The sequence below is a fragment of the Virgisporangium aliadipatigenens genome, from assembly GCF_016863615.1.
GTDB lineage: Bacteria > Actinomycetota > Actinomycetes > Mycobacteriales > Micromonosporaceae > Virgisporangium > Virgisporangium aliadipatigenens.
This window is the reverse complement of sequence record NZ_BOPF01000021.1, coordinates 83345-103457: the sequence shown is the minus strand read 5'-3', so window position 1 is coordinate 103457 and position 20113 is coordinate 83345. Positions and strand designations below refer to the sequence as shown.

General features: G+C 72.5%; 22 protein-coding genes. 10 read left to right on the top strand and 12 right to left on the bottom strand.

Going from position 1 to position 20113, the window contains the following annotated elements; genetic code table 11:
• Positions 1-18 precede the first annotated feature (18 nt).
• A complete protein-coding gene (locus tag Val02_RS27065) occupies positions 19-888 on the top strand; it encodes a LysR family transcriptional regulator (protein WP_203902035.1) in 870 nt (289 codons plus the stop codon).
• A complete protein-coding gene (locus Val02_RS27060; RefSeq protein WP_203902034.1) occupies positions 885-1790 on the top strand; it encodes a serine hydrolase in 906 nt (301 codons plus the stop codon). The genes Val02_RS27065 and Val02_RS27060 overlap by 4 nt, the downstream gene beginning before the upstream one ends.
• Before the next feature lie 65 nt (positions 1791-1855).
• Here the strand turns inward: Val02_RS27060 and Val02_RS27055 are convergent, their stop codons facing one another.
• The 3 genes from Val02_RS27055 to Val02_RS27045 all read right to left on the bottom strand — a co-directional run bounded on the left by Val02_RS27055 (position 1856) and on the right by Val02_RS27045 (position 5995).
• Positions 1856-2860 carry a 2-oxoacid:ferredoxin oxidoreductase subunit beta gene (locus Val02_RS27055; RefSeq protein ID WP_203902131.1) on the bottom strand — a complete coding sequence of 335 codons (1005 nt, stop codon included), beginning with the start codon at positions 2858-2860 and terminating at the stop codon, positions 1856-1858.
• Between the two features lie 19 nt (positions 2861-2879).
• A complete protein-coding gene (locus Val02_RS27050) occupies positions 2880-4724 on the bottom strand; it encodes a 2-oxoacid:acceptor oxidoreductase subunit alpha (protein WP_203902033.1) in 1845 nt (614 codons plus the stop codon).
• Positions 4725-4909: 185 nt separating this feature from the next.
• On the bottom strand, positions 4910-5995 hold the full coding sequence (locus tag Val02_RS27045; protein ID WP_203902032.1) for a hypothetical protein: 1086 nt from the start codon (positions 5993-5995) through the stop codon (positions 4910-4912).
• On the opposite strand from Val02_RS27045, the gene ndhC reads away from it, so the two are divergent.
• Positions 5994-6371, top strand: coding sequence for an NADH-quinone oxidoreductase subunit A (gene ndhC / locus Val02_RS27040; protein ID WP_203902031.1), 378 nt, complete (start codon positions 5994-5996; stop codon positions 6369-6371). The two genes, Val02_RS27045 and ndhC, sit on opposite strands and share 2 nt — an antisense overlap.
• Positions 6372-6386: 15 nt before the next feature.
• On the opposite strand, the gene folP is transcribed toward ndhC, so the two are convergent.
• Positions 6387-7199, bottom strand: a complete 813-nt coding sequence (gene folP, locus Val02_RS27035; protein WP_203902030.1) for a dihydropteroate synthase — start codon at positions 7197-7199, stop codon at positions 6387-6389.
• 173 nt (positions 7200-7372) lie between these two features.
• Here folP and Val02_RS27030 point away from each other — a divergent pair, with 173 nt between their 5' ends.
• On the top strand, positions 7373-8002 hold the full coding sequence (locus Val02_RS27030) for a DivIVA domain-containing protein (protein WP_203902029.1): 630 nt from the start codon (positions 7373-7375) through the stop codon (positions 8000-8002).
• Positions 7999-8523, top strand: a complete 525-nt coding sequence (locus Val02_RS27025; protein ID WP_203902028.1) for an SRPBCC family protein — start codon at positions 7999-8001, stop codon at positions 8521-8523. The genes Val02_RS27030 and Val02_RS27025 overlap by 4 nt, the downstream gene beginning before the upstream one ends.
• A gap of 1 nt (position 8524) precedes the next feature.
• Here Val02_RS27025 and Val02_RS27020 read toward each other — a convergent pair whose 3' ends face one another.
• Positions 8525-9454, bottom strand: a complete 930-nt coding sequence (locus Val02_RS27020) for a LysR family transcriptional regulator (protein ID WP_239153356.1) — start codon at positions 9452-9454, stop codon at positions 8525-8527.
• 83 nt (positions 9455-9537) lie between these two features.
• Here Val02_RS27020 and Val02_RS27015 point away from each other — a divergent pair, with 83 nt between their 5' ends.
• The 3 genes from Val02_RS27015 to Val02_RS27005 are packed head-to-tail and all read left to right on the top strand — an operon-like array spanning position 9538 to position 11605.
• On the top strand, positions 9538-10491 hold the full coding sequence (locus Val02_RS27015) for a DMT family transporter (RefSeq protein WP_203902026.1): 954 nt from the start codon (positions 9538-9540) through the stop codon (positions 10489-10491).
• A 9-nt stretch (positions 10492-10500) separates the two neighbouring features.
• A complete protein-coding gene (locus tag Val02_RS27010; protein ID WP_203902025.1) occupies positions 10501-11079 on the top strand; it encodes a DNA-3-methyladenine glycosylase I in 579 nt (192 codons plus the stop codon).
• Positions 11042-11605, top strand: coding sequence for a hypothetical protein (locus Val02_RS27005; protein WP_203902024.1), 564 nt, complete (start codon positions 11042-11044; stop codon positions 11603-11605). Before Val02_RS27010 ends, Val02_RS27005 begins: the two co-directional genes overlap by 38 nt.
• A 1-nt stretch (position 11606) precedes the next feature.
• Here Val02_RS27005 and Val02_RS27000 read toward each other — a convergent pair whose 3' ends face one another.
• From Val02_RS27000 to Val02_RS26980, 5 genes are all read right to left on the bottom strand, one after another.
• A complete protein-coding gene (locus Val02_RS27000; RefSeq protein ID WP_203902023.1) occupies positions 11607-12047 on the bottom strand; it encodes a hypothetical protein in 441 nt (146 codons plus the stop codon).
• The gene (locus tag Val02_RS26995; RefSeq protein WP_203902022.1) at positions 12047-13288 is read right to left on the bottom strand and encodes a DUF1501 domain-containing protein; all 1242 of its coding nucleotides are present in this window, start codon (positions 13286-13288) and stop codon (positions 12047-12049) included. Before Val02_RS26995 ends, Val02_RS27000 begins: the two co-directional genes overlap by 1 nt.
• Before the next feature lie 12 nt (positions 13289-13300).
• On the bottom strand, positions 13301-14650 hold the full coding sequence (locus Val02_RS26990) for a DUF1800 domain-containing protein (protein ID WP_203902021.1): 1350 nt from the start codon (positions 14648-14650) through the stop codon (positions 13301-13303).
• A gap of 72 nt (positions 14651-14722) precedes the next feature.
• Positions 14723-15511 (bottom strand): enoyl-CoA hydratase/isomerase family protein, encoded by a 789-nt coding sequence (locus tag Val02_RS26985; protein WP_203902020.1) that lies wholly within the window; start codon positions 15509-15511, stop codon positions 14723-14725.
• A gap of 11 nt (positions 15512-15522) precedes the next feature.
• The gene (locus tag Val02_RS26980) at positions 15523-16335 is read right to left on the bottom strand and encodes a PaaX family transcriptional regulator (RefSeq protein ID WP_203902019.1); all 813 of its coding nucleotides are present in this window, start codon (positions 16333-16335) and stop codon (positions 15523-15525) included.
• Between the two features lie 212 nt (positions 16336-16547).
• Between Val02_RS26980 and Val02_RS26975 the strand changes: the two genes are divergently transcribed.
• Both Val02_RS26975 and Val02_RS26970 read left to right on the top strand, forming a co-directional pair.
• Positions 16548-16715, top strand: a complete 168-nt coding sequence (locus tag Val02_RS26975; RefSeq protein ID WP_203902018.1) for a DUF3117 domain-containing protein — start codon at positions 16548-16550, stop codon at positions 16713-16715.
• Between the two features lie 151 nt (positions 16716-16866).
• Complete coding sequence (locus Val02_RS26970; RefSeq protein WP_203902017.1) at positions 16867-18369, top strand: leucyl aminopeptidase family protein; 1503 nt, start codon at positions 16867-16869, stop codon at positions 18367-18369.
• A 12-nt stretch (positions 18370-18381) separates the two neighbouring features.
• On the opposite strand, the gene Val02_RS26965 is transcribed toward Val02_RS26970, so the two are convergent.
• A complete protein-coding gene (locus Val02_RS26965; RefSeq protein ID WP_203902016.1) occupies positions 18382-19326 on the bottom strand; it encodes a DNA-3-methyladenine glycosylase family protein in 945 nt (314 codons plus the stop codon).
• Positions 19327-19364: 38 nt separating this feature from the next.
• On the bottom strand, positions 19365-19994 hold the full coding sequence (locus Val02_RS26960; protein WP_308440025.1) for an O-methyltransferase: 630 nt from the start codon (positions 19992-19994) through the stop codon (positions 19365-19367).
• Between the last annotated feature and the right edge of the window lie 119 nt (positions 19995-20113).

The window sequence follows — 20113 nt, the reverse complement described above, 5'->3', positions numbered from 1 at the left end:
CCGGCATACAGTGCGGTCGTGGATGTGGTGGCGGCGTGTCGGGCGTTCGTGGCGGTCAGCGGCCACGCCAGCTTCACCGTCGGGGCGGCCGCCGCCCGGATCCCGCAGTCGGTGGCGAGTCGCCGCATCGCCGCGCTCGAACGCCACCTCGGCGGCCGCCTCTTCGACCGTTCCTCGCGCAGCGTCACGCTGACGCCGTTCGGCCGCGACCTGCTGCCCTCCGCACGCCGCCTGGTCGAACTGGCCGAGACGCTGCGCCACGACGCCGAACGGGCCCGGTTGCGCCCGCTGCGCCTGGCCGTTCCGCAGGTGTGCGCACCGCGTGCGCTGGCCGCTCTGGTGGCCGCCGCCCGGGAGCACGACCTGGTGCTCGACCTGTGCCCGGCGGATCCGGCCGAACGCGTCGAGCTGCATCGCGCGCTGGAGGTGCGGGCCGCACTGCTGGCGGTGCCCGCGGACGAGGGCGCATGGCGTGTCCCCCTGGGCCTGGCGGCTTCGGCCGTTCCACCGACGCCTGTGATCCATGTGGAGACGCTGCGCGCGGGGCGGGCGGACCGCGACCCACGGCGGCGCGTCTGGATCCAGCCCGAGGACGACGTCCCGCACGTGCGCGACCCGCTGACCAGGCTGCGCGACGCGCTGGGGCTGCGGCCGGGGCAGGTGAGCGTCGCGGCGACGCTCTTCGCGGCGGCGGCCCACGCGTACGGCTCGGACGACCTGCTGCTGTGCTCCCGGGCGCAGGCGGCGGACTTCGGCCTGCACTGGCGGCCGCTCGGGGAGTTGGACCTGGCCCGGGGCTACGACGCGGTGGCCGGCGCCCGGGACGACGCGCGGCGCGTCCACGAGGACCTGCACGACGAGGTGGCGACCAGCCTGGGGGCGGCGTGAGCATCGCGGCGGTGCTGCGGGACGCGCGGGACGCGCTGGCGGAGGCCGGCCTGCGCGGCTCCTTCCTGGTGCGCGACCTCGACACCGGCGACGAGCTGGGCATCGAGCCGGACGTCGGGTATCCCGTCTCGTCGCTGGCCAAGATCCCGCTCGCGGTCGCCACCCTGGAACGCGTCCGCACCGGCGCGCTCGACCCGGCGCTGCCGGTCGTGGTGCCGCCCGGCCGGTCGGTCGCGATGCCGGGGCCGCCGGGGATCAGCCGGTTCCGCCATCCCGCGACGGTGGCGCTGGAGGACCTGCTCTACCTGGCGATGGCGATCAGCGACAACGCGGCCGCCGACGCGCTGTTCGGGTTCACGCCGCCGGAGGAGGTGACGGCGATGCTGCGCACCCTGGGTTTCGACGGCATCGTCGTGCGGCACGCGATCGACGTCCTCAACGACACCCCGGCCGAACGCTTCGAGCCGCGCAAGGGCCACCTCGCGCACTCGCTCGCGATCGGCGCCGCCACCGAGGGGCGCGGCCATCCGCTGCCGCAGTTGGACGTGAGCCGCGCGAGCACGGGGAGCGCACGGGCGTTCGTGGACCTGCTGGCCGGGCTCTGGCGACCGTCCACTGTGGACCCCGCGGTGGCGCGAGGGGTGCGCGACCTGATGGCGATGAACCTGCACCGCCAGCGCCTCGCGCCCGACTTCGCCTCCGACGCGGCGCGCTGGTCGTCCAAGACGGGGACGCTGCTCAACCTGCGGCACGAGGTCGGCGTGGTCGAACACCTCGACGGCCCGACCTACGCCGTAGCGGCCCTGACGGAGTCGAGCGTCCCCGCGGTGGTCCAGCCCGGGGCCGAGGCGGTCATGGCCCAGGTCGCGAGGTCGCTTCGCGACCGCCTCCGGGCGGGCTGACGGCCCATGGAACGACGGCGGCGCCGACCCCCAGGAGGGCCGGCGCCGCCGAACAACAGAGCGCGTTACAGGATCGTCCAGGTGTCGCCGGAGCTCAGCAGGCTCGCCAGTTCGGCCTCGGGCTCGGCCGTCAGCTTGGCCTTGGCCTCCGTCAGCTGGTCGGTGACCAGGCGGTCGTAGGACGGGCGGTCGACCGAGCGGAAGACCCCGATCGGCGTGTGCCGGTTGTCGCCCTCCGGCAGCCGCGACAGCGCGAACGCGTACGCCGGTTCGGAGATCGTCTGGTCGTGGATGACGATGTCGCTGGCCTCGGCCGACTCCGTCGGCACCACCTTCAGGCCGAACCCGCCGGGCGGGTGCACCACGGACCACTGACCCTGTGCGCCGAACGTGATCGGCTCGCCGTGTTCGAGGCGGATCAGGTAGTCCTCGCGGGTCTCGGGCTCCTTCAGGGTGTCGAAGGCGCCGTCGTTGAAGATGTTGCAGTTCTGGTAGATCTCGATGAACGCCGAGCCCTCGTGCTGGGCGGCGGCGCGCAGCACCGACTGGAGGTGCTTGCGGTCGCTGTCCAGCGTGCGCGCCACGAACGTCGCCTCGGCGCCCAGCGCCAACGAGATCGGGTTGAACGGCGAGTCCGCCGAGCCGACCGGCGTCGACTTGGTGATCTTGCCCAGCTCCGAGGTCGGTGAGTACTGACCCTTCGTGAGCCCGTAGATCCGGTTGTTGAACAGCAGGATCTTCAGGTTGACGTTGCGCCGCAGCGCGTGGATCAGGTGGTTTCCACCGATGGAGAGCGCGTCGCCGTCACCGGTGACGACCCAGACGGAGAGGTCGGGACGCGACACCGAGAGTCCGGAGGCGATGGCCGGGGCGCGCCCGTGGATCGAGTGCATCCCGTAGGTGTTCATGTAGTACGGGAACCGCGACGAGCAGCCGATCCCCGAGATGAACGTGATGCGCTCGCGCGGGATGCCCAGCTCCGGCATGAAGTTCTGGACCGCCGCCAGGATCGCGTAGTCCCCGCAGCCGGGGCACCAGCGCACCTCCTGGTCGGACTTGAAGTCCTTCATGGTCAGCTTGAGCGGCACCTCAGGCACTCTTGATCACCTCTTCGAGCATGGTCTCCAGTTCGTTGGCGGTGAACGGGAGGCCGCGGACCTGGTTGTAGCCGATCGCGTCGATCAGGAACCGGGCGCGGATGACGTGGGCGAGCTGACCGAGGTTCATCTCCGGGATGACGACCTTGTCGTAGCTCTTGAGAACGGCACCGAGGTTGGCCGGCATCGGCGACAGGTGCCGCAGGTGCGCCTGCGCGATGTCGATCCCGCGGGCGCGCAGCGCACGGCAGGCGGCACCGATCGGCCCGTAGGTCGAACCCCAGCCCAGCACCAGGATGCGCGCGTTGTCCGACGGGTCGTCGACCTCGACGTCCGGCACCGGGATCCCCTCGATGCGGGCGGCCCGGGTGCGCACCATGAAGTCGTGGTTGGCCGGGTCGTAGGAGATGTCGCCGGTCTTGTCGGCCTTCTCCAGCCCACCGATGCGGTGCTCCAGCCCGGGCGTGCCCGGAACGGCCCACGGCCGCGCCAACGTCTCGGGGTCGCGCAGGTACGGCAGGAACTGCCCGTCCGGCCCGTTGGGCGCGGTGGCGAACTCCACCTGCAGGTCGGGCAGCTCGGAGATCTCCGGCAGCCGCCACGGCTCGGAACCGTTGGCGATGTACCCGTCCGACAGCAGCAGCACCGGCGTGCGGTACTTCAGCGCGATCCGGGCGGCCTCGACGGCGGCGTAGAAGCAGTCCGACGGCGAGTTCGGCGCGATCACCGCGACGGGTGCCTCGCCGTGCCGGCCGAACAGCGCCATGTTGAGGTCGGCCTGCTCGGTCTTGGTCGGCAGCCCGGTCGACGGACCGGCGCGCTGCACGTCGATGATCAGCAGCGGCAGTTCGAGCGCCACGGCGAGCGAGATCGTCTCGCCCTTGAGCGCGACACCGGGGCCGGACGTGGTGGTGACGCCGAGCGCACCGCCGTAGGAGGCGCCGAGCGCCACGCCGACGGCCGCGATCTCGTCCTCGGCCTGCACGGTCGTCACGCCGAACTTCTTGTGCTTGGACAGCTCGTGCAGCACGTCCGAGGCGGGCGTGATCGGGTACGCGCCGAGGAAGACCGGCAGCTTGGCGCGCACGCCGGCCGCGACGACGCCGAGGGCCAGCGCCACGTTGCCGGTGATGTTGCGGTAGGTGCCGGGCGGCATCTGCGCGGGCTTCACCTCGTAGCGGACGGCGAAGTCCTCGGTGGTCTCGCCGAAGTTCCAGCCCGCCTTGAACGCCGCGATGTTGGCCTGCGCCAGGTGCGGCCGCGAGGCGAACTTGCGGTTGAGGAAGTCGAGCGTGGACTCGCTCGGCCGCGAGTACATCCACGACAGCAGCCCGAGGGCGAACATGTTCTTGGCCCGCTCGGCGTCCTTCTTGGACACCTCCAGCGCTTCCAGGGCCTTGATCGTCATGCTCGTCAGCGCGACCGGGTGCAGCGCGTAGCCGTTCAGCGAACCGTCCTCGAGCGGGTTGGTCGCATATCCGACCTTCGCGAGGTTCCGCTTGGTGAATTCGTCGGTATTGACGATGATCTCCGCACCGCGCGGGAGGTCCGGCAGATTCGCCTTGAGCGCGGCCGGATTCATCGCGACGAGAACATTGGGCGCGTCGCCCGGCGTGAGGATGTCGAAGTCGGCGAAGTGCACCTGGAAGCTGGACACCCCCGGCAGGGTGCCCGCAGGGGCACGGATCTCCGCGGGGAAGTTGGGCAACGTCGATATGTCATTACCCAGCTGAGCGGTTTCCGACGTGAACCGGTCACCGGTCAGCTGCATCCCGTCACCGGAGTCACCGGCGAACCGGATGACCACGCGGTCCAGCTGCCGGACCTGCTTGGACACGGACTTCTACCTCCTCGTGGCCGAGTGGCGCCTCCCCCTTCCACAAGGGATACGGCGTCATCGGCAGGACGGTTCGCGGGGGCGGGATGGCGGCGGTGCCGACCCGGCAAGTGAGTCTGCCCTTAGAGCGTACGTCGAAGGAATACACCGGCCGCAGTGTCCTGATCGCCGAACCGTGACGTCCCTCACCCGGACCGGCGACGGATCAACGACAGCACGACAAGGATCGTGAACGCGCCGGCGACGGCCGTGAGCAGGGGAATGATCGAAAGCGTGCGGCTCACCGGCGCGGTCGCGATCGGGCCGCTGTCCGGCAGTCGGTTGGCGCCCCGGGCGCCTTCGGCGGCCGCGGCCACCGGACCGTCGCCCTCGTCACCCGGCGTGACGCTGGCCGCGGGTTCCGGGATCCTGATATGGAACTCCGATTGCACGGTCAGGCCGTCCTGCACGGCCGGGGTGAGCGTGGCCTGCACGGAGCCGAGCAGTTCGGCCGCCGACCGCGCCGCGGCGGGCACCGTGAGCCCGAACACCAGCAGCAGTTGCTGGTCGGCGGGGATGCGGCCGAGTTCGCAGCGTTCGCCGGAGACGGTGCGGTCGCGGGCGGTGCACACGGACGGGACGGTCGCCACGGAGACGCCGGCCGGCGGTCGCACCTCGACGACGCCGCGCGCCGGAACGGCTCCCGAGTTGTGCAGCCGCACCTCCAGCTCGACGGTGTCGCGGCCGTTTTCGCGCAGCACGGGATCGTTGACCTCCAGCCCGATCCCCGGTGTCGGCGGCCCGGGCGGGAACGACACCGCATAGGTGTCCTCGGCGACGCCCGGCGTGAGGTCGCCCACCACCCGCGCGGTGGTCCTGACCCGGCCGCGCTGGGGCTGCCGCCACGCGCCGCTCGCGATCCCGACCGTGACCTCCAGCGCGACCTTGGCGCCGGCGGCGAGCGGGCAGGTGAAGCTGAGGCCGGCGACGGTGCAGCCCGCGGCCGGCGTGGCGTCGACGCGGGTCACGTCGGGCGGCAGGATCACGTCGGTCGTGGTGATCGCGTCCTCGTCGGACGGGTTGCCGATCGTGATCCGCAGCGCGAACCGCTCGGTGGTGCCCTGCCAGTAGCCCGGGTCGACCGCGATGTCGGCGGCCTCGACGGTCGGCACCACGGGCGGCGGAGCCGTCGGGGAGGGCGACGGCGTGGGGGTCGGCTCCGCTGCCGCGGGCGCACCGCCGACGAGGCAGAACAGGATCAACAGGAGCGAGACCGGTACGCTTCGCATCATGGACGGGTACCTCGGCTCGTACGCGACGCTGGGCATCACCCTACTCGCCGGCGCACTCGTTTTCGTGGGTGCTTTTTCCGCCAATCGTGTACTTCGTCCCCGTAGGCCGTCCGTTTCGTCCGGGAAGTTCGAGTCTTACGAGTGTGGGCTCGATCCGGTCGGCGGTGACTGGGCACAGGCCCAGATCCGCTACTACGTGTACGCATATTTGTATGCGTTGTTTGCGGTCGAGAGCGTGTTTCTCTTCCCGTGGGCCGTGATTTTCGACCGGCCCGGGTTCGGCGGCGCCGCAGTCGTGGAGATGGCGATCTTCGTGGCCGTGCTGGCGCTCGGGCTGCTGTACGCCTGGCGCAAGCGCGTGCTCCGCTGGGCCTGAACGGGTCTGAACCTTTCAGGCCAGGCCCCTTCGGCTGACCCTCGGCGGGCGGTCCCCGCGGATCGCCGCGACCGTGTCCAGCACCCGTCGGGTCTCGCGCACGTTGTGCGCCCGGAACACCCGCGCGCCCAGCCACGCGGCGATCGCCGTGGCCGCCAGCGTGCCCTCCAGGCGCTGGTCCAGCGGCACGTCAAGCGTCTCGCCGATGAAGTCCTTGTTGGACAGCGCCACGAGCAGGGGCCAACCCGTCGCCGCCAGTTCGTCCAGGCGCCGGCTCACCTCCAGCGACTGGAACGTGTTCTTGCCGAAGTCGTGCGCGGGGTCGATCAGGATGCCGTCCGGGCGCACACCGACCGCGACCGCGCGTTCGGCCAGGCCGGTCACGGTGCGCACGACGTCCGCCACCACGTCGTCGAACGCGGGCCGGTGCGGCCGGGTGCGCGGGGTCAGCCCACCGGCGTGCGAACAGACCAGGCCGGCGCCGGTCTCCGCGGCGGCCACCGCCAGTTCCGGGTCGGCGCCGGCCCAGGTGTCGTTGAGCAGGTCGGCCCCGGCGGCCACCGCCTCGCGCGCCACCCTCGCCCGCCACGTGTCGATCGAGATCACCACTCCCGGGAACCGCGCGCGCACCGCCGCCACCGTCGGCACCGTGCGGCGCAGTTCCTCGTCGGCGTCGACCTCGGCACCCGGCCCGGCCTTCACCCCGCCGATGTCGATGATGTCGGCCCCCGCCTCGACGGCCGCTTCCACCGCGCGCAGGGCGGCGTCCTCGGCGAACGTGGCGCCGCGGTCGTAGAAGGAATCGGGTGTCCGGTTGACGATCGCCATGACCGCGTAGTCCGTCGGCCCGAATGATTGCGCGCCGAGACGCAGTCCGGCATTTCGGTCACGGGCTTCTGGCCTCGGCACTTGGGGCCTCCGGGTGCGTTCTGGGTAGATCGTGCGGTCGTCTGCGGGGTGGCGGGGTCGCCCGCCACGGGTCAGCGTGCCACGATCGACCCATGGCGCTCTTCGTCCTCCTGGCCGCGTTGATCATCGGTGCGGTGGTTTTCGGTGTCGCCGCGCTCATGACCGGCGCGGACCCCGGCCTCGACCCGGCCGAGCCCGACGGTGCCGCGGCGCCGTTGCCGCTCGACCGGCCGCTCGCGGAGGCGGACTTCCTGCGGCTGCGGTTCGACACCGCGCTGCGCGGGTACCGGATGGCCCAGGTCGACGTGGCGCTGCGCCGTGCGGCCTACGACATCGGGTACAAGGAGGAGCTCATCGCCGTGCTCGAGGCCGAGGTGTCGGCGCTGCGGGCGGGCAACACCGCCGAGGCCGACGGGCTGCGCGAGGCCCGCTTCGCCGCGCTGAAGAGCGAGACCGCCACCGAGGGCGCCGACAGCGACGGCGCGGTCTCCCTCGCGAAGGACTCCTCGGAGGGCAAGCGTTCCGGCAAGTCCGACGACGAGGCCGCCGACAAGCCCGCGGCCGAGGTGGCCGTCTCCGACGAGGAACTGGTCGAGATCGCCGAGAACGAGGAGCCGGCCGTCGCGGACGATGACGCCGACACCGACGCCCCCGCGGACAACGCCGCCGAGAACGGCAAGCCCGCGAAGGAGAAGGCGACCGCCCAGGCGGATGCCTCATGAGCGAGCGGGAGGCAGTGAGCGGACCTGTCGAGGGAGGGGCCGCCGCGGGGCTCGGCGACGCCACCCGCCCCGGCTCCGGAGAGGTCACCGCCACGGTGATCGTCAACGCGCCGGCCGATCGGGTCTTCGCCGCGTTCATCGCCTGGGAACGCCAGGGCGAGTGGATCCCCTTCACGTCCGTGCGCGTCGTCGAGGGCGACGGCGGTCCGGGTTCCTCGATCGAGGCGGTCACCAAGGTCGGCCCGGCCGTCCTGCGCGACGAAATGCGGGTCGTCAAGCTCGATCCGCCGCGCACCGTGCACGTCGTGCACCACGGCAAGGTGCTGCGCGGGCCGGGCGTGCTGCGCTGCACGCCGATGGAGGGCGAGCGCACCCAGGTCGTCTGGCACGAGTGGTTCCACCTGCCCGGCGGGGCGGCCGGCAAGGTCGCGTGGCCGGTCGTGTGGCCGGGATCGAAGGTCAGCCTCACGCACGCGCTCAAGCGCTTCGCGAAACTGGTCGAGGCCGGCCGCCTGCCCTGACTCACGCCGCGGCGACGGGCCTCTCGGTCGCCATCGCGTCGCAGTGCCGCTGAGCGGCGTCCCGCAACGCGCGCACCGTCGCGCCGATCGCCGGGCGGTGCGCCGTGTCGGCCCGCCACACCGCGTAGAGCTGGCGCACCGGCGTCGGGTCCAGCGCCACGAGCCGCACGCCGGCGGGGATCCGTTCGCGGCCGAGGCGGGGCAGCACGCTGACGCCGAACCCGGCCGCCACCAGCGCCAACTGGCTGGAGTACTCGTTGGCGGTGTGCGTGATGCGCGGCTCGACGCCGTTGCGGCGCAGCGTCCGCGAGAGCCAGGCGTGGCAGTAGCCGCCGTCCGGCCAGTTGATCCACTCCTCGCCCGGCAGCTGGTCCAGCGTGATGGTGCCGGCGCCGGCGAGCGGATGGGTGGCCGGCAGCGCCACGTCGATCACGTCGTCCAGCAGCGGTTCGCGCAGCAGCCCCTCGGGCACGGCGAACGGCGCGTCCGGCAGGTCGAGCACGACCGCCACGTCGATCTCGCCCCGCAGCGTCAGCGGCACGGACTCCGGCGGCTCCTGCTCGGCCAGCCGGACCGTGAGCAGCGGGTGACGTTCCCGCAGAAGGGAGAGGGTGTCCGGGCCGAGACCGCGCACGGCGGAGGCGAAGAACGCGATGGTCACCCGCCCCGCGACCGTGCCGCGATGGGCGGCGAGGTCGGCCGCGGCCGCGTCCAGCGCGGCGATCAGCCCGCCCGCGTGACCCGCGAGCAGGTGGCCGGCGTCGGTCAGTCGGATGCCGCGGCCGCTGCGCTCGGTGAGCACCTGGCCGACCTCCCGCTCCAGCTTGGCGAGCTGCTGGGAGACGGCCGAGGTCGTCACGTGCAGAACGCCCGCGGCCGCGCTGATCGACCCGTGCCGCGCGACGGCGTGCAGGACGCGCAGCCGATCCATGTTGAACACTTCAGCAGTCCTACGAGGTTGTGTACAGATCAAATAAATTGTGCTTAACGTTGGCCCGCACCAGGGTAGAACGCATGAACACCACCGCGCCAGAGCCCACCTCGCCCACCTGGGTGCCCCGTTTCGTCCTGCTCGCCGCGATCTGGGGCGTGAGCTTCCTGCTGATCCGGCTCGGCGTCGAGGCGTTCCACCCGACGCAGGTGACGCTCGGGCGGGTGGCGTTCGGGGCGGCGGTGCTGCTCGCCGTGGTGGCCGTGCGCCGCGAACGCCTCCCGCGATCGCTCAAGGTCTGGGGCCACCTGTTCGTGGCGGCGTCCATCACGGCGTCGGTGCCGTTCACCCTGTTCGGATACGCCGAACGACACATCCCGTCCGCGCTCGCCGGCATCTGCAACGCCACCACGCCGCTGTTCACCGTTCTCGTCGCGCTGGCCGTGCTCCCCGACGAACGCCCCACCCGCACCCGCCTCGCCGGCCTGGTCACCGGCTTCGCCGGGGTCGCCGTGGTGCTCGGCGTGTGGCAGGGGTTCGCGGGCGGCGTGCCGACCCTGATGGCGCTCACGGCCGCCGCCCTGTACGCGGCCGGCTGGGCGTACGTGCGGCGGTTCCTCACCGGCACCGGCTACTCGCTCGCCGCGCTCGCCTGCGGACAGCTGCTCATGGCGACGCTGCAGCTGGCGCTCGTGACGCCCCTCCTCGGCGGGGTTCCCTCGGCGTTTCCGCTGCGTTCGACCCTCGCCGTGGCGGCGCTCGGCGTGTTCGGCACGGGCATCGCCTACCTGCTGCACCATTCGCTGGTGCGCGACGCCGGTGCCACGGTGGCCTCCACGGTCACCTACCTGATCCCGCTGGTCTCGCTGGCGGTCGGCGTCACGCTCCTCGACGAACGCCTGCACTGGTACCAGGTGCTCGGCGCGGGGATCGTGCTGCTGGGCGGATGGCTGTCGCAGCGCACCGTTGCCACGAAGGCGCCGGCCGCTCCGGCGGTGGAGGACGTCGTGCGGGAAAGTGTCGTACCCGCGCGCTAGCGTCTGCCCGTGCCGGATCTGGTGATTGGTGACGACGGGCTCGCTCGCTGCGGTTGGGGCGCGTCCACGCCCGACTACCGCGCCTACCACGACGACGAGTGGGGCCGGCCGGTCCGCGACTCCGCCGCGCTCTTCGAGAAGATCACGCTGGAGGCGTTCCAGTCGGGGCTGTCGTGGATCACGATCCTGCGCAAGCGGGACAACTTCCGGGCGGCCTTCGCGGGCTTCGACGTGGCCAAGATCGCGGCGTTCGGGCCGGACGACGTGGAGCGGCTGCTCGCCGACACCGGCATTGTGCGCAACCGGCAGAAGATCGAGGCCACGCTGCACAACGCACGCGTGGCGGCCGACCTGCCGGTGGACCTGTCGGGTCTGCTGTGGTCGTTCGCGCCGGAGCCACGGGAGGTGCGGCTGGCCGGCTTCGCCGAGCTGCCGGCGATCACGGCCGAGTCGACCGCCATGGCCAAGGAGCTGAAGAAGCGCGGGTTCCGGTTCGTCGGGCCGACCACCGCCTACGCGTTGATGCAGGCCACCGGCATGGTCGACGATCATGTGCTGGGGTGTCACGTCCCGGTCGGGGCGACGTGATGGGATAGCGGACATGGCACCTTGGGCACTGGTTCTGACCCCGGACGGGTACGAGACGGAGCGGTTGTACGCCCACGAGTCGGTCCCGCTGCCCGGCGCCGGGCCGTCCGCCGGCGATCCCGTGCTGCTCACCGTCGACAACGGGTCCAGGGCGGTGTTCGGCCTCGGACGGGTCACCCCGGACGGCCGGGTCGCCTACACGCACCGCCTCTTCGACGCCCCGCTGCCCGCCGAGGACCTGGCGGTCTCCGGGCCCGGCGTGCACCCGCTCGACCCCGGGACGTTCGCGCAGTACTCCGCGAAGGCGGGCGCCGAGCCGGTCAGGCGCACCTGGCTGGTGAGCGTGGACCTGCCCATCGAAGCGGCCACGCCGGCCGAGGCGGTGCGCGCCTTCTGGTCCTACGTGGCCGAGCTGGGGCCCCGGGAGCTGCCGGCGTTCGTCTCGCCCTCCGGGGACGAGCTGGCCATGCAGGCGTTCGTGCTCGGCGAGGAGACCAACCTCGACCCGGAGGAGGACGAGGACTGAGCTACGGCAGCTGGGCCATGCGATCGGTCAGTTCGCCGATGAACGCGTCCACCTCCGCGCGGCTGTAGCCCTTGACGCCCGACGCCGCGGGCCTGAAGCCGGCCGCCGCCGCTTTGATCCGTTCGGCCGGCACCGGCCGGCCCGCGTGCAGCGCCGCCACCACCTCGTCGAGGAACGCGTCCACGTTGCGCACGTCGTATGCGGGCGAGTCCGGGGCGAAGGCCACGTTGGTCACCCGGTCCACGAGATCCGCGTAGGCGCGTTCGCGTTCGGCCGCGGACGGGACGGACGAGAGCGCGGGCGACGCCGCCTGGGGCACGGCCGACGGCGTGGCGGCGGGCGGCCGGTCGGGGGACGAACGGCAGCTGGCCAGGCCGGCGAAGGCGACGGCCGCGCCGAGCAGGGCGACGCCGAACGTGCGCCACAACCAGGTGTTACGCATCAGTGCAGCAGCTCCGGAAGGCGGCCGGTCCAGCCGCCCAGGACCTGGGCCGGATCGGTGTCCAGCACATCGGCGAGCAGGGTTCCGTACACGTCGCGGAAGTCGGTCGTGTACTTCAGGTCGCCGTCGTCCAGGTCGGTGAGGCTCGGCGGTGCGCCGTAGAGGCCGCCGCGCACCGGCACCCCCAGCAGGAACATGTCGGACGCGGTGCCGTGGTCGGTGCCGTCGGAGGCGTTCGCCCGGACCCGCCGACCGAACTCGGAGTAGACGGCGACGACCACCCGGCGCCCGGCGGGCGTCCTGGCCATCCGGTCGAGGAAGCTCCCGACGGCCTTGTCCAGGTCGCGCAGCAGGGTCAGCTGCGCCTCGTGCCCGTCGGCGTGCAGGTCGAAGCCGCCGAGCGACGCCGAGTACACCCGCGGCGCGACCTCCGCCTCGACGCAGCGCGCGATGAGCCGCAGCTGCTGGGCGAGCGACGCCTTGCCGCCGCCGGTGGAGGTGGCGGCCGGCATGCCGTCCTCGGTCTCCTCGGTCTCCTCGTGCTCGGGCAGCCCGCGCACCATCTCGTCCACCCGCACCAGGTCGGCGAAGGCGCGCGCGGCCCGGGCCCGCAGCGGTGACTCCTCCTCCGGCCGGCCGAGGCCGGCGAGCATCGGCGTGCGGTAGCCGCTGGGCAGCTTGAGCCCGTTGGTGGTGACGGCCGCGCCGGCCTTCGAGGCGCCGGCCAGCACCGGCGGCAGCACCGGCTCGAACGTCACGGCCCACCGCGAGTCGGCGGCCCGGTTGGCGTCGAGGAAGCGTCCGATCCACCCGGTGTTGCCGGGCTGCACCGGGTCCGCCGTCTGCCAGATGTCCATCGAACGGAAGTGGCTCCGGTCGGGCTTCGGATAGCCCACCCCCCGCACGACCGCGAGATGCCCCGCGTCGAACTGCCGCTTGAACGCCGCCAGCGAAGGGCTCAACCCGACCGTCTGATCCAGCGGCAGCACGCTCTCGCCCGGGATCGCGAGATCGCCGCGAGCCTGCCGGTACGCCGGGTCGGCGTGCGGCACCACCGTCGCGAGCCCGTCGTTGCCGCCGTAGAGCGTGATCAGCACAAGGGTGCCGGTGCTGTGGCCGCTGCGCAGCTTCTCGGTCCGGAAGAGTTCGCGCCAGGTGAGCGTGCCGGCCCCGGCGGCGAGGGCGGTCCCGCCGACGACGCCGCTGGCGACCAGGAACCGGCGCCGGGTGACGGTGTCCATCCGTGCTCCCTCCTATTGCACGCAGTACTCGGGGCTGGCCAGGGCCAGCGCGATCTGCCGGCGCAGGTCGGCCTGCTTGCCGGAGTTGCCCGCGTCGAGCAGCACCGCGCGGGTCCGCGTGCTGAACGACTCCACGGCCAGCAGCCGCGCCAGCGCGTCCGGCCGCCCGGCGGCCGGTGCCGACGCGACGGCATCGAGCGTCGCCGGCGACACGTTGTTGGCGAACCGGTTGGCCAACCCGAGCCGCACCTGCGTCGTCGACGTGGTCAACCACGCGGCACCCGCCGGCCACCCGCCCACGCTCGGCGGCGCGAACGGCACCTGCCCCAGCGCGTCCAGCGCCGCGTTGAGCTGCTTGCGGTCGTTCTCCTTCCACGACCCGGGCTCGACGCCGAGCTGCCGCATCGCGCCGACCGCCCACTCGACCGGCTGCTTCACCAGCTGCCCCCGCGTCGCCGCGAACGCCGGATCGGTGAACATCGCCCGCAGCGCGGCCGTGATGTCGCGCTTCGCGCCGTACGCGGCGACGAGTCGTTCGTGCGTCTGCGCGGGAACGGGCTCACCGGAGGCATAACGGAACCAGAGCCGCGCCGTCACGAACTTCGCCGTCGCCGGGTGTGCCAGCAGGAGTTCCACGAAGTCGTCGGCGTCGTGGTCGGCGCGCTTGCCGAGGATGGTCTTCGGCTTGCTGTCGAACCTCTTCGGGCTGAACGACGCCGTTCCCTCGACCCGGTCGAGCTGCCAGCCGGTGAGCGCCCGCGCGCCCTCCTTCACGTCGGCCTCGGAGTAGTTGCCGATGCCGAGCGTGAACAGCTCCATCAGCTCGCGGGCCAGGTTCTCGTTGGGGGCGGCGGCCGAGTTGCGCTGCCCGTCGAGCCAGTAGATGAGGGCCGGGTCGCGCACCATCGCGTGCACCATGGGACCGAAGTCGCCGCCGGCGAGCCGGTACAGCGTCTGCTGCTGGGTGCGCATCAGGTTGGCCGAGCGGACCTTCTGCGCCGACGTGGCCCAGTGGCCGTGCCAGAAGAAGGTCAGCTTCTCGCGGGCCTGGTGCTCCGCGCTCACCATCCGGTTCACCCACCACGAGGTGAGCGCCACGACCTGCGCCTTCTGCGCCTTGACCGCCGCCGCCTTCGCGTCCCCGTCGGCGTTTTTCGGGAGAACGGCATAAGGGTCCCGCTCCGCCGGCGGCACCGGTGTCCGTTCGGCCCCCGGGTCGGTCCCCGGCGTGGGGCCGGTCTGGGTCAGCAGCCCGTCGAGGGTGGCGCCGAACCCGATCCGTTCGGCCTCGTCCAGGTCCATCGCCCGCGGGCCGAACGTGGCGCGCCGCAGCAGGTGTGCCACATCCTCACGCGTTGTCACGGGCCCCACTGTATGACTGATTTATGCGTGATTCGTGGCGGCGCGAGTGTTTTACGTCGTTCGTACGAAACGCTAGCGACCCTCGTACACCGGCCGCTGCTTGTTGACGAACGCCATCGTCGACGCCGTGTGGTCGTGGGTGCCGCCGCAGAGCGCCTGCGCCTCGGCCTCCCGTTCCAACGACTGCTCCAGCGTGGCGGTGGCCGCGACCGACAGCTCCGCCTTGATCTGCGCGTACGCCACGGTCGGCCCGGCGGCGAGGCGGGCCGCCAGCTCCTGCGCGGCCGGCAGCACCTTCTCGTCGTCGTCCACCAGCCGCGTCAGCAGTCCCAGCCGGAACGCCTCGGCGGCGTCCACGGGCTCCGCCAGCATCAGCATCTCTGTCGCCTTGGCCGTGCCCACCAGGCGCGGCAGCGTCCACGACGCCCCCGTGTCGGCCGCCAGCCCCACGTTGGCGAAGGCCATCAGGAACGCCGTGCGCGGCCCACCGACCCGCAGGTCGGCGAGGAACGCCAGCGACGCGCCCGCGCCCGCCGCCATCCCGCGCACCGCGGCGACCACCGGCTTGCCGACGCCGGCCAGCGCCAGGGCGATGGGGTTGTAGTGCTCCCGCACGGTGTCCAGCTGCTGACCCTCGCCGGACTCCAACGACGCCACGTGCTCGCGCAGGTCCTGCCCGCCGCAGAACGCCCGCCCGGCACCGGCGAGCACCACCGCCCGGCACGTCGGGTCGGTGCGCAGCTCCCGCAGGGCCTCCAGGAGCGCCACCTTCAGCGCGGTGTCCAGCGAGTTGAGCGCGTCGGGCCGGTTGAGCGTGAGCGTGACGACCGCGCCGTCGCGGTCGACGAGAAGGGGTGCCATGTGGGCCTCTCTCAACGAACGGGTATCGAGCTGCGCTGGGCGGCGTGCTCCAGACAATGGTCGACGAACCGGTCCGCCGCCGGGCGCAGCTTCGTCGCATGCTGGTCGAAGAAGATCGCCGCGGAGGTGCCCGGCCAGCGGCGGGGGAGCAGCACCGACGGCAGCTGCGCGTCCCGGAACAGGAACGTCCGCCACGCGTGCACCAGCTGGAACCGGGCCGTGTAGCAGGCCTCGTCGCCCTCGTGCGCGGCCTCGACGATCGGCGTCAGTTCGGTCACGAAACGTTCGTACGCCTGCCCGATCTCCGTCAGGTCCCACGCCCGGCGCACCAGCGCGGCGGCGCCCACGATGCCGCCGGCGTGCGTGGCGGTGAAGCGTTCGAACTGCACACCGGCCTCGGTCAGCACCGTCTCGACCTCGTCGGTCGGCCGCGCGGCGACCCAGGTGCCCTGGTCGACGGCGCCGTAGCCGAGGAAGCCGAGCGTGGTGGCGAGGCGTTGCCGCTCGGCCCGGGCGGTCGGCGGCTCCAACAGCACCAGGTCGAACTTCCCGTCCCACGGCGTGCGGCCGGTCCGGTAGATGCGCGCGGCGGCGTCATCGAGCCGGCGGGCGGCCTTGGGGGTGAGCAGGTAGCCCGGGCCGGTGGACAGTCGCAGCGGATGCAGCCACCCCTGCCTGACCATGCGGGATACTGCGGTACGAACGGCCGGCGCGGCGATGCCCAGTGGTGCGAGCAGCCTTACCAGAGCGGCCACCGGGGCGCGTCCGCCGCGCGGGCGCAGGTAGTCGCCGTAGAGGTCAAAAAGTGCCGACCGTGCCTGCATCGGCGCTCATTGTGACAGTTTCACAGGAGTGTCGCCATATCACTGTCACAACAAAGTGGCGCCGGTTTGGGTCTTGGGCCCTTCATCAGCGAAAATCTAGAGCTGGCACAAAACGCGCCGGACCTGTATTTGTTCGGGGCGAGGCGGCGCGCCGCATGCGGGTGCGGATGGGGAACCGATGCGCCTGAAGGCTGACTGTGAGGGGAGACAACATGGCGGCCATGAAGCCGCGGACGGGTGACGGTCCGCTGGAGGTCACCAAGGAAGGCCGCGGCATCGTCATGCGCGTGCCGCTGGAGGGTGGTGGCCGGCTCGTGGTGGAGATGACGCCCGACGAGGCCAACGCGCTCAGTACGGCGCTCAAGTCCGCGACGGGCTGAGCAACGGCGTCCCGGGGGCGCGCGGCACCGCTGCCGCGCGCCCCCTATCGCCCCCACCCGCCGGTGTGCAGGGCCGTCTCGGACCTGCGTCGCACCGGCCCTTTTGCTGCCCATAGACCAACTCTGGAAGCCGGTGCCGGGAGTGATGGAGATGCTTGACGTTCGGGTCGCGGGCCGGTTGCCGAGGGGCGTCGCGGTCGTCGCGCTGCCGGTCGGGCCCGGTACCGAGGACAACGACCCGGATGCCGCGGCCGTCGCAACCCACGAGGGTGACAGCCCTTCCGTCGAACTCCTCGTCGACGTGCCGCACGGCGTCGACGCCGAGGAACTCGTCGGGTTCCTGGACGAGTCGGAGCACTCCGGCAAGGCCGGCTCGACGCAGACCTGGATCCGGCCGCTGCAACGGCTGGCGCGGCTGGTGTTCGTGGGCGTCGGCGACGGTGGCGAGGCCGCGTGGCGTTCGGCCGGGGCCGCACTGGCCCGCACCGCCAAGAAGGAAGAGGCCGTCGCGCTGGTCCTGCCCGACGGCGTCGGCGCCGAAGCGGTGCGCGGGCTCGCCGAGGGGCTGTGGCTCGCGTCGTACCGGTACCGGCTGGGCAACGACGACGACAAGCCGGCGCTGCGCCGGGTGACGCTGGTGTCGGGCGCGCCGTTCGACGAGGCGCTGGCGAAGGCGCGGATCACCGTCACGCAGATCCGGCTGGCGCGCGACCTGACCAACACGCCGAGCGACCGGAAGACTCCCGACTGGTTCGCCAAGCAGGTGATCCGGGAGGCGAAGGGCGTCGCCGACCTCACCGTCACCGTGCGCGAACCGGCACAGCTTTCCACCGAGGGCTTCGGCGGCATCCTCGCGGTCGGCTCCGGCTCGGCCCACGGCCCCCGCCTGGTCGAACTGGCCTACCGGCCGCGCGGCGCGAAACTGCACGTGGTGCTGGTGGGCAAGGGCATCACCTTCGACACCGGCGGTATCTGCATCAAGGGCCGCGACGGCATGAAGCTGATGCGCAAGGACATGGGCGGGGCGGCCGCGGTCGTGGCGGCCACGCTCGGCGCGGCAAACCTGCGCCTGCCCGTGCGCGTGACCGCCCTCGCCCCCCTCGCCGAGAACATGGTCAGCGGCACCGCGATGCGCCCCGGCGACGTGGTCCGCCACTTCGGCGGCATCACCAGCGAGGTGCGCAACACCGACGCCGAGGGCCGGCTCGTGCTCGCCGACGCCCTCGCCTACGGCTCCACCCGGCTCAAGCCGGACTACCTGATCGACCTCGCCACGCTCACCGGCGCGCAGAGCGTCGCCCTCGGCAAGCGCACCGCCGCGCTCTTCAGCGACAGCGACGCCCTCGCCAAGGAACTCGCCACCGCCGCCGACGAGGCCGGCGAGAAGGTGTGGCGGCTGCCGCTTCCCGAGGACTACGTGGAGGCCCTGGCCGGCGACGACACCGACCTGATCAACGCCACCGAGATCGGCGCCGGGTCGGTGACCGCCGCCCTGTACCTGCGGGAGTTCGCGGGCGTGCACCGGGACCGGTGGGCGCACATCGACATGTCCGCCCCGGCGTGGGCCGACGGCGCCGACGGCGAACTGGTCAAGGGCGCCACCGGCTGGGGCGTCCGCACCCTGCTGCGCTGGCTCTCCACGCTGACGCCCTGACCCTTCGGCGGATTAGGCCGCCGCGGCCGCACCCTTCGCGTCGGCCCTGCGCCAGGCGAGCGCCGTCCGGCACAGGTACGCCCACCAGCCGGTGTGCGCCCCGTACCGCTCGCGGATCTCATCCGGCGCCGGCGGGTGCGGCCCGTACACCCCCTCGCTGACGGCCGCGAACTGCGCCATCTCCAACGGCACGTCGTCCGGCCGCCCGAGCACCCGCAGCAGGATGGCGTTGGCCGTGAACACCCCGATCCCGCGCACCGCCAGCAACGCCTCCCGCGCCTCGGCGTACGGCGCGGTGCGCAGCATGTCCTCGTCCAGCCGCGCCACCCCCGTGAGCACCTCGTCGAGCCGGGCGGCCCGCTGCCGGTTGCCCCCGTAGGGCAGCAGCTCCTCCGCGCTCATCGAGGCGAGCCGGCCGAGCGACGGGAACGCGACATACCGCTGCCCGCCGACCTCCAGCGCGGGCCCGAGCGAGGTCGCCATCCGGGCCTTGCGCGCCGCGGCGGACCACTGCGTCGACCGCTGGCTGAGCGCGAAGTACGCCACCCCCTCCGCGAGCGACGGGAACCGCACCTGGTGCAGCCCCTCGACCGCGCCCAGCAGGGCCGCCGTGGGCGGGTCGCCGGTGGCCCGGTCGAGCAGCGGGCGCAGGTCGTCGGTGAGGCTGAGCCATCGGGACACGGTCAGCTCCACCGCGGCCGCCTCGGCGGGGGAGAGCGGGCTCGCGGCGTGCACGAGCAGGCTCACGCCGGGCGTGGTGTCCGGTCGCCGACTGACCTCCACCACGACGGCCTCGTCGTCGGCGCCCGGCCGCAGGAACGCCTTGCGCACATGCGCGGCGCAGACCTGCTGATCTCCGGCGCACGGCTGGAAACCGGCCATGGCCCGGCGTGACGCCTCGATCGAGAACGGCGGAACGGCGGACAGCAGCGTGTGGTGCACGGGTGCGATCGTCATGCCCCACACCCTGAACGAGGGGTACGACAGAATGCGCGCTACCGCTTCACCGCGCACATCAGCCCGTCGCCCGTCGGCACGAACGCCGGCAGCCACCGTTCGTCGTCGCGGAGCGTGCGCAGGATCTCGCGCAGCGCCACGGTGTCCGGATCCCGGGCGGCCGGGTCGATCACGCGGCCCTCGCCGAGTGCACCGCCGAGGGCGAGCAGCCCGCCGGGCCGCAGCAGCCGCGCCGCCGCCGCGACGGCCGACGCGTACTCCATCCGGTCGTGGTGCACGAACACCAGGTCGTACGCGCCGTCGGTCAGCCGGGGCAGCACGTCGGCGGCCCGCCCGGCGATGATCCTGGTGCGCGACTGCGGGAACCCGGCCGCCGCGAAGACCCGCCGGGCGATGCGCTGGTGCTCGCGTTCGAGGTCGATCGTGGTGAGAACGCCGTCGGGCCGCATGCCGCGCAGGAGCCAGAGGCCGCTCACGCCCGTTCCCGTGCCGACCTCGACGACGGCACGCGCACCGCTGGCGGCCGCGACCAACCGCAACGCCGCTCCGGCGGCCGGGCTCACCGGGGTGAGTCCCACCTCGATGGCCTGCTCCCGGGCGACCGTGAGCAGGGGATCCTCGGCGACGTACCCGTCGGCGAAGTCACGGGTGTGCGCGTCGTGCCGCACGGTGACCACACCTCCTCGTCGCATACCGATCCCGGGCAGAGCCTAAGCCCTGTTCCGTCGATCCATCGGTGACCGGCACCGTGGCCGGACGTGAGACTCATCCATGCCGGTGGGAAACG

Coding starts and splice junctions, on each gene's coding strand:
- Val02_RS26975 (WP_203902018.1), top strand. CDS start 16,548: ATGGCGGCCATGAAGCCGCGGACGGGTGACGGTCCGCTGGAGGTCACC.
- Val02_RS26965 (WP_203902016.1), bottom strand. CDS start 19,326: ATGACGATCGCACCCGTGCACCACACGCTGCTGTCCGCCGTTCCGCCG.
- Val02_RS27030 (WP_203902029.1), top strand. CDS start 7,373: ATGGCGCTCTTCGTCCTCCTGGCCGCGTTGATCATCGGTGCGGTGGTT.
- Val02_RS27055 (WP_203902131.1), bottom strand. CDS start 2,860: ATGAAGGACTTCAAGTCCGACCAGGAGGTGCGCTGGTGCCCCGGCTGC.
- Val02_RS26970 (WP_203902017.1), top strand. CDS start 16,867: ATGCTTGACGTTCGGGTCGCGGGCCGGTTGCCGAGGGGCGTCGCGGTC.
- Val02_RS26980 (WP_203902019.1), bottom strand. CDS start 16,335: ATGCAGGCACGGTCGGCACTTTTTGACCTCTACGGCGACTACCTGCGC.
- Val02_RS26985 (WP_203902020.1), bottom strand. CDS start 15,511: ATGGCACCCCTTCTCGTCGACCGCGACGGCGCGGTCGTCACGCTCACG.
- folP (WP_203902030.1), bottom strand. CDS start 7,199: ATGGCGATCGTCAACCGGACACCCGATTCCTTCTACGACCGCGGCGCC.
- Val02_RS26995 (WP_203902022.1), bottom strand. CDS start 13,288: ATGGACACCGTCACCCGGCGCCGGTTCCTGGTCGCCAGCGGCGTCGTC.
- Val02_RS27015 (WP_203902026.1), top strand. CDS start 9,538: ATGAACACCACCGCGCCAGAGCCCACCTCGCCCACCTGGGTGCCCCGT.
- Val02_RS27025 (WP_203902028.1), top strand. CDS start 7,999: ATGAGCGAGCGGGAGGCAGTGAGCGGACCTGTCGAGGGAGGGGCCGCC.
- Val02_RS27045 (WP_203902032.1), bottom strand. CDS start 5,995: ATGATGCGAAGCGTACCGGTCTCGCTCCTGTTGATCCTGTTCTGCCTC.
- Val02_RS27000 (WP_203902023.1), bottom strand. CDS start 12,047: ATGCGTAACACCTGGTTGTGGCGCACGTTCGGCGTCGCCCTGCTCGGC.
- ndhC (WP_203902031.1), top strand. CDS start 5,994: ATGGACGGGTACCTCGGCTCGTACGCGACGCTGGGCATCACCCTACTC.
- Val02_RS27020 (WP_239153356.1), bottom strand. CDS start 9,454: ATGGATCGGCTGCGCGTCCTGCACGCCGTCGCGCGGCACGGGTCGATC.
- Val02_RS27005 (WP_203902024.1), top strand. CDS start 11,042: ATGTGCTGGGGTGTCACGTCCCGGTCGGGGCGACGTGATGGGATAGCG.